We start from the raw sequence: 10,577 nt of genomic DNA, 5'->3' as shown, positions 1-10,577 counted from the left end.
CTGGAAGATGGGATGCCGCAGAAGACGCCAGAGATCTTTGTTTTTCTGCCTCTGCTTTGCGGGCGAATGCGAGTGACTGTGTTGACCGCTGGTTGAATCTTCTGTTTTCTGAGAAAATGTCTCGAATATTTGAAAAGCCCCGTAACCGCGGTGCGGCTTGCTCTGGGCATCCACGGGATGCTGCGGTTACAACGTGCCTGATTCCTCAACAACGCCTCATCAATCGAGAGACCATACGCTATGGGTAGAAGCTTTGAAGTTCGCAAGGTTTCGATGGCCAAAACTGCGGCTCAGAAAACAAAGGTCTATTCAAAATATGGAAAACAGATCTATGTCATGGCCAAGAACGGCGGTGGGCCTGCTGCGAATTCGTCACTGCGTAGTTTGATCGAGAAGGCGAAGAAAGACCAAGTCCCCGCACACGTGATCGAAAAGGCGCTGGACAAGGCGTCCGGCGTCGGTGGCGAAGACTATGTCGCGGCGCGTTACGAAGGATTTGGGCCAGGCGGATGCTCGGTCATCATCGATTGCTTGACCGACAACAACAACCGCACGATCACGGATGTGCGAAATTGCTTTACTAAAACGAGTTCAAAAATGGGAGCTCCGGGATCGGTGGCGCATGCGTTTGAACATTTGGCCATTCTATCATTCAAAGGTGACAGTGCCGACCAAGTGCTTGAATTGCTATTGATGGCGGACGTCGACGTGACCGATGTCGAATGCGAAGCAGGCCAAGTGACGGTGTTTGCACCCACCACTGAGTTTTACAAGGCTAAGCAAGCAATTTTGGATGCGCTGCCGGAGACCGAGTTCGATGTCGAAGAGATCACCTTTGTGCCACACACGCGAACGGAGATCCCTGCCGATGACATGCCAATGTTCGACAAGTTCATTACAATGCTAAACGATTGTGACGATGTTCAAGAGATCTATCATAACGCGATCCTGGCTACCACCGATTGAGTGGTGAGCCGTCGGCGCGACAGCAATGTAATGAGGTTAGCTGATGGTCAAAACGCGTCTCGACAAGTTGAAAGCGGTGGTTACTGGCGGCAGCGACGGCATTGGTCTGGCGATCGCCCGTGCTTTTGCAAGCGAGGGAGCGGAGTTATGGTTGGTGGCGAGAAACAAGGGAAAACTTGCCGTGGCAGCGGAGAGCCTTCGCGCCGAGGGCGGGCAAGTTCACTACACCGCGGCTGACCTCGTCGATCCCGCATCGATTCCGCGAGTTTGCGACGAGATTTCGCAAACATGGGATGCGGTCGACGTGCTGGTCAATAACGCGGGGATGGCATGCTTTACTTCGTTTGCAGACGTCACTGCGGAAGAGATGCAGGCTCAGGTGCAACTCAATCTGATCACGCCCTTTCAGCTGACTCAGCAACTGCTGCCGCTGCTGACGAAATCACAAGGAAGTGTGATCAACATCTCTTCGACATCCGCGCACCGATTGATCCCCGGGCGTCCTGCGTCGGTCTATGCGATGACCAAAGGAGGCATCAATTCGTTAACCAAAGCGCTGGCGTTGGAACTTGGGCCGATGGGAGTCCGCGTTAACGCGATCGCTCCAGGCACGATCAAGACGCCGCTGACGGAAATGATGATCGCGTCATTTTCGGATGAACGGCGACGCGAGTACGATGCGTTCGTGCGTCAATCGTTCGCACTTGGACGTTTGGGCGAGCCCGAGGATGTCGCCAAATTGGCCGTGCACTTGGCCTCCGGTGATGCAAAGTGGATGACGGGATCAGTTTCGCTTGTCGATGGTGGGCTGAGCACCAATTAATCCGTTCCTCTTAAGTTGGCGTTAGCGGTGCTGTCGAACCGTGCGTTTGACAACCCGTTGAATGCAGCGATTTCCGCTCGTCGTGAAGAGTTAAAGCAGCATGTTGGTCGATCCAGTAAAATGAACGTCGCAGAACATCAGGGACGCATTGCCACTCAATGAATCACGTGTCCCTCGAACAAACTTGGGCGATGGCGAGGACGCGGAATCATGCAAATCGAGAACGCTTGCGTGCTGGTGACCGGCGGAAGTTCTGGGTTAGGAGCAGCCTGCGTGGCGAGACTCGCAAAACAAAAGGCGAATATCGTCATCGCGGATCTGATCGAACCTGCGGAATCGGTGCTCCGCGAATTTGCGGATCAAATCGTGTTTGCGCGTACCGACGTTTGCAGCGAGGCCGACATGAGAGCGGCAATCGAACTCGGACAGCAGCGGTACGGATCGTTGCGAGGCGTGGTCGCTTGCGCCGGTGTGTTGCATGCCGAACGATTGCTTCCGCGTCAGGGAGTTGCATCGCTCGAAGCGTTTCGCCGAGTGATCGACGTGAATTTGGTCGGCACGTTTAACACGCTGCGTCTTTGTGGCGAAGCGATTGCGAGTGGAGAGCCGGACGTCGAGGGTGAACGAGGCGTGATGGTGATGACTTCATCGGTGACCGCGTTCGAAGGCCAAATCGGTCAGGCGGCCTATGCGGCGTCCAAAGGAGCGGTCGCATCGTTGGCTCTACCGCTGGCTCGTGAGATGGCTCAGCATGCGATTCGGGTTGTCGCGATCGCTCCAGGCGTGTTTGAAACACCGATGATGCAGGCCGCTCCGGACAAGGTGCGACAATCGTTGATTGACCAGACAGTGTTCCCTCAGCGGTTAGGTCAGCCGGCGGAATTCGCAGCATTGGTATTGCACATCCTTGAAAACGCGATGATCAACGGAGCGACATTGCGGCTCGACGGTGGCGTTCGTTTGGCGGCACGTTGAACGGATGTTACAAGCTTTGGGCGGTCGCCAACAAGCGATCATCATCGTTGTCACGCAAGGCGGCAAAACAGTGGTCCACGTGGCGACGTGAATCGGCGATAAAAAATTGAGCAGCGGGCTGGTTGCTGCGATCCCCGTTTACTAACTCGCTGTCGAGTCGACTGAGTGTGCAAGCGGTTGCGAACAGTTCCATCGCGATCCATGCGATCCGTTCGAGCACCAGTTGACGTTCCAGGACTTCTTCACGGTGCCGGACCAACGTGGACTGGACGGTTGTGCCCAGACGTTTGACCTGTTTTCCTAGACGTCGCCCCATTGGTTTTAGTTCTTCCGAGTCCAAAGGGACGTCTGGTGTCTGCATGCGTAATCGCATCGCACCGATTGCAAAGTGAGCAAACGATCCGAATCCTCTCAAAGGATGTTTCATTGCTTCGTTGACCTCCTTCATCTGCATGCCGGGGCCACGCATGCCGGTCAATGCGATGAAGGACATCAGTACTTCGTTGGCTCCTTCGCCAATCTGGTTGATGCGATGGTCGCGGAGCATCCGCTCGAGTGGCTGGTCGGTGAAGTATGCAGCGCCGCCATAGATCTGGAAAGCGTCGTTAACGATGGTCCACAGTCGCTCGGTGCTCCAAACTTTTAACATCGCCGTTTCCAGCATATAGTCTTCGAGTCCGCGGTCGATCAGCCCTGCGGTCACATTGGTCGTCGCTTCCATGGCGTAAATCCAGGCGGCCATGCGAGCAAGTTTTTGTTGAACCAATTCGAATTCGGCTAACGATCGCCCAAATTGGCGACGAGTCCGTGCATGATCGATTGCCAAACGCAGACATGTTTTTGCCGCTCCGGTACAACAAGCACCAAATGTGGTGCGTCCGAAATCGAGCACCGTCAACGCGACCTTCAACCCTTTGCCATAGGGACCAAGAATGTTTTCACGTGGGACGTGCAGCTGATCGAACGCCAATTTCGCCGTTGCCGTTCCGCGAATCCCTAGTTTCTCCATTCGCGGTTCGGTAACTCGAAACCCTGGCATGTCCGGCGTTACCAAGAATGCGGTGATTGCGGTATCGTCGGTCCCATCGACCGGAGTCCGTGCCATCACGGTCAACACGTCGGCGATCGCGCCGTTGGTGATGTAACGTTTTTGCCCGTTCAGTACAAAGGTGGCACCATCGCCGGTGGGCGTCGCGGTGGTTTGTACATTGGACGCATCTGAACCGGCGTCCGGTTCGGTCAACGCAAACGCTGCAAGCTTTTTCCCGCTGACTAAATCGGGCAGCCATTTCTGTTTTTGGGCCTCGGTTCCAAATAGCAACAAACCTCGCATGCCGATCGAGTGATGTGCATTGACAAAAATTGAAGTCGAACTGCATCGAGCACCAATGACTTCGAGCAACCGGCAATACTGTTTTTGCGAGAACCCTCGGCCACCGAATGACGCCGGCGCCGTCATACCAAGCAGCCCCAGATCCGCAAGGCCGTCGATCACGTGTCGTGGAATATCGGCGTTTCGGTCGATTGCAGTGGGGTCCAGATGTTGGTCGCAGAACTGGTTCAAATCGGCAACTGCAGCCTTTGTATCGATACTTTGTTGCCGCGATAACGTCGGATAGGGAAACACCCAGTCGTGGATGAATCGGCCGTGGAACAATCCTTTTGCAATCCCGGTGGTTTGCGGCAAGGACCCGAGCAATTCTTCGGCCTGTCGCATTTGTTGCTCGCGTTGTTCTAATCGCTCCGTCGTCTGAGTCGGGTGTTTTATGGCCATTTTGGTTCTCGCTTCTCATTAAACGCCGCCAACCCTTCGCGAGCTTCGTCGCTGTGCCGTGCGGCTAAGTGCCGGTCGATTAAATCAGTTTCCCCACCCGAAGCGGCGTCCGAAAAGGCTTCGCCAATCAGTTTCTTCGTCTGGCGAATCGTCTCGGGACCGCCCGCCAAGACTGATCTCGCGATCGTCGTCGCAGTCGCATGCAGTTGGGTCGCCGGAACGACGCGTTGGACTAGGCCGATTTGCTGTGCTCGCCCCGCACTGATTGGATCGCCGGTCAACAGCAGGTCGCGCAGGTCGCCCTCGCGGACTTTGTGTCGTAAGACATTCATCACCAACGCAGGCAGCAACCCTCGACGTGCTTCGGGAAAACTGATGCGAGCGTCCTCCGCCGCGATCACCACGTCACATGCAGCCATGACGCCGGCGCCCCCTGCGAACGCGCCGCCTTGGACGACGGCGATAACAATGAGTGGTGTCAAATGCAATTTTTCGAGTGTTTGCTTGACCGTGTTCGCCGAACGTTCCACTAACGCAGTGTCAGCCGCCTCTCGTAAATCAAGTCCCGCCGAGAAAACCTTTCCATCGCCGGCGAGAATGACCACGCGGTTCGTGGTATCTTGTTCGAGCCGAGTCAACTCGTGACAAAGTGCCTCAAGCAATTCGATGCTCAGTGCATTACGACGATCGGGGCGGTTGAGTGTCACCGCATGGATGCCCCGTGCGATGCAGTTGCTAAGTATCAAGTTCGGCATGCTGGTTGTCTCCGCCAATAGAAACGCATGAATGAGGTGCTGATTTCGGTAACGGCATTTCAAGCAAAATTTGACCGAGCGTCTTGCCTTGCGCGTCGGTCCGCAATCTTTGTTGCAGGATGCCATGAATCACGAAGTTCAGTGCATGAAGATTCGGCAACTCAAATCGCTGAACGGATTGGAGTTCACGGTTGCAGAAGAACGCTGCGACACGCTCGGACGTCAGCCATTTGTGCAGGAATCCCCACGCGATATCGTCTCGTGCAATCACGCCGATGTTCGCCCCCGTGCCCTTGTCTCCGCTGCGAGCGATCGCGATGTCGTATAAGTGGCCCGCCGCAGAGTCATCGATTGCGGCGTGCGTTGGTATGGCTTTTTCCTCGGAATGGAGATGCTCGGGTGTTGGGGCGTCCGTGGTTGGCACTGCGAGTGCGGGTGGCCAATTTTTAGCGGTCTTTGCGTCGTCGTCAGTCGCTTTGGTTTGTAACGATTCAACGGTTGCATGCACCAAATCTCGCGAGATCAGGCAAGGCCAGTAGCGTATCACGGGATGAACTCGTGGCCGTCCTTCGGCGTATCCCGTCGTCCCTTGCGGACCGGCGGTGACCAGCGGCATCAATTCGCGAGAAAATCGTTCGGCATCTTTTTGCGAATCAACTTCGACGGCAACTCGCAGGACCACCTCGCCAAGGGAGGACGTATCAATGAATGCGGTTGAACCGGTGAAACCTTCGGCACACGCGCCGCAACCGAGACATTCGATCAAGCTATTGCGTACGTGGACGTCGGCATCACGCAATCGCTCAAGCACGATTTTACCGGCCCGTTGAGCTTTTTCCTTAGCACTGCGTCCCACGATGGTCAGCATTCCGGAGGATCGAAAACCGTCACGGAACGTTGCGCTGACTTTGTACTGAGATGGAGCGGGTTTGCCGATCGCGTCACGGACGCGGACTCGATTGGGTGCAATTTCGTCGACACATAAATCGCGGAACGACACCGTCACATCGGGGCTGAGGTAGGCTTCCGAGTCGCCGATTTCGTAGACAAGTTGTTCCTTGACGGTCCAGGGGGTCACTTCGCCGCCGCTGCATCTTGGTTTTGTGACAATGCAGGTGCCATCGTCGGAAATCTCGACGATAGGAAACCCGAGATGCACTGGATCGTGCACGGTCATCCATTCGGTGCTGATGCCGCCGGTAACCTGGGTGCCGCATTCGATCAGATGTCCGGCCACGGTGGCACCCGCCAGACAATCAAGGTCAGCTTCGGTCCAGCTAAAATGGTGAACGCAAGCAGCGACGACCATCGATGGATCAGCGACGCGGCCAGTGATGACGATGTCCGCGTGCTGAGCGAGTGCGTCGACGATCGCGGTCGCGCCAAGGTAGGCATTCCCGGTGACGAGCCGATCGGCCACGCCGTCGATGGAATCGCCACTGTCTAAATTACGAAACGATTCAGCGTCGTTTCGGTGTTCTTTCGAGCGAAGGATACTCAGTACATCGTCACCGCTGACGATACCGATGCGTAGCGATGGGCAACCGGCGTCCTGGATTACTTGACGGCATGCGCGTGCACATCCGATTGGATTTAGTCCCCCCGCGTTTGCGATCAGTCGGCATTTTCCGCCTGCGGCCCAATAGGGCACCAACGATTGAACCACATCGAGGAAATCTCGAGCGAATCCCAACTTCGGATCACGTTGCTGCTGTGTCGCCAAGATGGACATCGATACTTCGGCAAGATAATCGAGTGTCAGGAAATCGAGTTCCGGTTCACGCGCCAACAATTCAGCCGCTGCGGTGTTTCGGTCACCCCAGAAGGCTTGTGCGTTTCCGATTCGAATCGGACGGACCATTTTTCAATATCCAAAACGTGGAATTGGTCTTTCGCAGGTGAAATCAACGGTGTTGGCGGTGATGCGATTAGCGTGAACGATTGTTTGCTGTACGAATCGCTATTGCTAAAACTGAATTCTATACCTGCAACACTCCTGTTTTAAACTCTTGATTTGTTGATGTGGGCAGCAGCGCAAGTGCGGTCTGTAGCCACAATCGCGTGTCCGCCGGCGGGATGATGGCATCGACCCAGCCGCGGGCGGCTCCAAACCGGATGTCGGTTTGTTCCTGGTAACGTTGTTGGATCGATTGACGTAGCTGGGACACCTCGTCGTCGCCCAGTGTTCGTCCGGCTCGCTGTGCGTCACGCAGTTGCAGCGACAACAGCGTTTCCGCAGCCTGGTTGCCGCCCATCACGGCATACTTTGCCGAAGGCCACGCCAAGATTAAAGCGGGATCGTACGCTTTGCCGCACATTGCATAGTGTCCTGCACCGAAAGATCCGCCAACAATGATGGTCAACTTGGGCACAACCGAGTTGCTGACAACGTTGACCAGTTTGGCTCCGGCACGAATGATGCCCGCCTGTTCGGCTTGCTTGCCCACCATAAACCCTTGCACATCTTGAATGAAAACCAGCGGCAGCTTCGTTTGGTTGCAATCCATGACAAAGCGAGCCGCCTTGTCGGCAGCATCGGGATAGATCACACCGCCCACTTGGATCTCGCCGCTTGCGGTCCGGCAGCGGCGCTTTTGATTGGCGACAATTCCAACGGGGTGACCGGCAATTTTCGCGAACACGGTCACCAACGACTGACCATATTCCGCCTTGTACTCCTGCATCGTGTCTTCGTCCGTGCAACATCCAATCAGATCGCGAACGTCATATTCAATTCGACCGTCTGCTGAGACGATGTCGTACAATCGGGGATCGGCCGGTGTGTTTTGAAATGCCGACGGCGGAACGTTCGGTGGTAACAGATCGACGAGGTGACGCAGCCGTGTTAAGCATGACGGATCATCGGGCTCGTGGAAATCAACGGTCCCGCTGATCCCGGAATGCATCGAAGCACCGCCGAGTTCCTCGGGGTCGACCACTTGTCCAATTGCAGCTTTCACGAGGGCAGGCCCTGCCAAACAGAGTTGACTGCCATCGGTCATCAGCATTTTGTCGCATAAAACTGGTAGATAGCCGCCGCCCGCAACACAGTTGCCCATCACGGCGGCGTATTGAGGAATGCCGGCGGCCGAGAGAACAGCGTTATTGCGAAAGATCCGACCAAAATCGTCTTCGTCTGGAAAGATTTCGTCTTGCAACGGCAGGAAGACGCCGGCGGAATCGACCAAATAGATCAGCGGCAGCCGAAACTGGGCCGCAATCTTTTGTGCCCGCAATAACTTCTTTACCGATTGCGGGAACATCGCACCGGCTTTGACGGTGGCGTCGTTGGCTGCGATTAAACAAGCACGCCCAGCAACCGAGCCAATTCCCGTGACGATACCGGCGGCGGGAACACCGCCCCACTCGTCATACATGCCGTCGCCCGCCCACAATCCCAGTTCAAAGAACGGCCGATCGTTGTCAAGCAACAAATCCAACCTTTCGCGTACCGGCAACCGGCCGTGACGCAGCTGTCGCTGCTGACCTTCCTCGCCGCCGCCTTGCCGGAGCGTCTGCTCTTGGCGAATCAGATCGTCGGTAAGCTCACGCAATGTTGGCACCGAATTCTCCTGAGGATTCCGAAGCACGGTCCGTCCTGGGAAGTTCGCTTAAGGCTCGGTTTGCAAACGTCGCTGCAATTGGAAGAGTGTCGCAGCGTTGCCCGTCCTTGCCTATTGTATGTATCCCATCAGCGATCCACAAACTTATCGATGAATTGATCGACGGGGATATCGTCGATTGAATCGTTTGCGAACAATGATTCCAACGATGTCACTCGCTCGCTTGAAAATCGCGTCGCAACGTTGTTGTGAAATTTTTCGCGAAGCAGCGGAATTGCTTCTTCACGGCGACGTCGATGTCCTAGCGGGTATTCGACTTCGATACGCGGAGTGTGCGATCCATCGGTGAAAAACACTTGGACCGAGTTCGCGATCGATCGTTTATCCGGATCGAGGTAGTCATTCGAATAGTGTGGATGTTCAACCACCTGCATGCATTCACGCAGTTTATCGATCCGCGGATCTTCGGCTGCCGCTTGTTCATAATGATCCGAATCGAGACGACCGTGCAGTAATGCTGCCGCAACGATGTATTGCAAACAATGGTCGCGATCAGCTGGATTGTTTAACGGACCGGTTTTGTTGATAATCCGCATTGCCGACTCTTGCGTTTCGATTCGAATACGATCGATCTCGTCCCAGCGTGTATCGATCTGCGGATGCAATATCATGGCGGCTTCCGCGGCGGTTTGTGCATGAAACTCCGCAGGAAAGGCGACTTTGAATAAGATGTTTTGCATGACATAGTCATCCAGCGGCCGCGTCATCTGCACGGCACGTCCGGCGAACAGCACATCTTCGAACCCCCAGTGGTCTGCCGTCAAAGCCGACGCATAGCCCATTTCACCGGTCAAACTCATGAACGCCAATTGGACGCCACGCCGTGTTGCATCGCCGGCCGCCCAGCTCTTGCGTGAACCCGTGTTGGGGGCATGCCGATAAGTCCGCAGTGCACCGCCATCGATCCACGCGTTGCTGACGGCATTGATCACTTGGTCGTGTGAACCGCCAAGCAGTTTTGTAACCACCGCAGTCGTCGCCACACGCACCAGTAGCACGTGATCGAGTCCAACGCGATTAAATGAATTCTGTAGCGCCAACACGCCTTGGATTTCGTACGCTTTGATCGCTGCCGCTAATACATCCTGAATTGTGACGGAATGCCCCAATCGGCTGCGATAGTCGGCGACCGCCAAGATCCCACCAAAATTGTCCGACGGGTGTCCCCACTCCGCAGCCAACCAGGTGTCGTTGTAATCAAGCCAGCGGATGATGCAGCCGATATTGAACGCCGCGGTGATTGGATCAAGTTCGTAAGCGGTGCCAGGAACGCGTGCCCCCGGTGACAGCGTGGCTCCGGGAACGACGGGACCGAGCAGCTTTGTGCATTGCGGATAGTTCAATGCCAATAATCCGCATCCGAGACTGTCAAGCAAACATAAACGCGCGGTCGCCCAAGCTTCGTCACCAAAGTCCGCTGGACCGCAAACATAGTCGGCGATCTGCTGTAGCATAGCATCGGTATGGGCCGGGGATGTGGTCATCTTGGATCCAGCGATGATGGAGGAGTTTACCGAGTCGTCGTTCGCAATCACTCCGTCATCATGGCCTGCTTTCGCGGACCGATCAACCAATTTCGTGATTCCGTGGATTGTTTCACAGAGTTCTTTGATCCCGGTACCGTTGGCCGCCGACGCTGTTGCGATTGGGACTGCGTGTCC

The 10,577-nt window shown here is 55.5% G+C and carries 8 protein-coding genes; 3 read left to right on the top strand and 5 right to left on the bottom strand.

The genetic code is table 11. The features are described from left to right. Positions 1 to 240 precede the first annotated feature (240 nt). From RMSM_RS05490 to RMSM_RS05480, 3 genes are all read left to right on the top strand, one after another. Positions 241 to 966, top strand: a complete 726-nt coding sequence (locus RMSM_RS05490) for a YebC/PmpR family DNA-binding transcriptional regulator (protein WP_008692714.1) — start codon at positions 241 to 243, stop codon at positions 964 to 966. Between the two features lie 43 nt (positions 967 to 1,009). After that, positions 1,010 to 1,789 carry an SDR family NAD(P)-dependent oxidoreductase gene (locus RMSM_RS05485; protein ID WP_008692713.1) on the top strand — a complete coding sequence of 260 codons (780 nt, stop codon included), beginning with the start codon at positions 1,010 to 1,012 and terminating at the stop codon, positions 1,787 to 1,789. A 210-nt stretch (positions 1,790 to 1,999) separates the two neighbouring features. Beyond that, positions 2,000 to 2,764, top strand: coding sequence for an SDR family NAD(P)-dependent oxidoreductase (locus RMSM_RS05480; protein ID WP_008692710.1), 765 nt, complete (start codon positions 2,000 to 2,002; stop codon positions 2,762 to 2,764). Positions 2,765 to 2,771: 7 nt separating this feature from the next. Here RMSM_RS05480 and RMSM_RS05475 read toward each other — a convergent pair whose 3' ends face one another. The 5 genes from RMSM_RS05475 to RMSM_RS05455 all read right to left on the bottom strand — a co-directional run. After that, on the bottom strand, positions 2,772 to 4,538 hold the full coding sequence (locus tag RMSM_RS05475) for an acyl-CoA dehydrogenase family protein (RefSeq protein WP_008692709.1): 1,767 nt from the start codon (positions 4,536 to 4,538) through the stop codon (positions 2,772 to 2,774). After that, on the bottom strand, positions 4,529 to 5,293 hold the full coding sequence (locus RMSM_RS05470; protein WP_040764240.1) for an enoyl-CoA hydratase/isomerase family protein: 765 nt from the start codon (positions 5,291 to 5,293) through the stop codon (positions 4,529 to 4,531). The genes RMSM_RS05475 and RMSM_RS05470 overlap by 10 nt, the downstream gene beginning before the upstream one ends. Next, a complete protein-coding gene (locus tag RMSM_RS05465; RefSeq protein ID WP_008692704.1) occupies positions 5,274 to 7,154 on the bottom strand; it encodes an acyclic terpene utilization AtuA family protein in 1,881 nt (626 codons plus the stop codon). The genes RMSM_RS05470 and RMSM_RS05465 overlap by 20 nt, the downstream gene beginning before the upstream one ends. A gap of 118 nt (positions 7,155 to 7,272) precedes the next feature. Beyond that, the gene (locus tag RMSM_RS05460; RefSeq protein ID WP_008692703.1) at positions 7,273 to 8,856 is read right to left on the bottom strand and encodes an acyl-CoA carboxylase subunit beta; all 1,584 of its coding nucleotides are present in this window, start codon (positions 8,854 to 8,856) and stop codon (positions 7,273 to 7,275) included. A gap of 128 nt (positions 8,857 to 8,984) precedes the next feature. Beyond that, the coding region (locus tag RMSM_RS05455; RefSeq protein ID WP_236622012.1) for a bifunctional 2-methylcitrate dehydratase/aconitate hydratase at positions 8,985 to 10,577 on the bottom strand (1,593 nt) is incomplete at its 5' end.

It is taken from the genome of Rhodopirellula maiorica SM1 (assembly GCF_000346295.1).
Classification (GTDB): domain Bacteria; phylum Planctomycetota; class Planctomycetia; order Pirellulales; family Pirellulaceae; genus Novipirellula; species Novipirellula maiorica.
The sequence above is the reverse complement of the archived record's forward strand: the minus strand, read 5'-3'. Positions and strand labels throughout refer to the sequence as shown.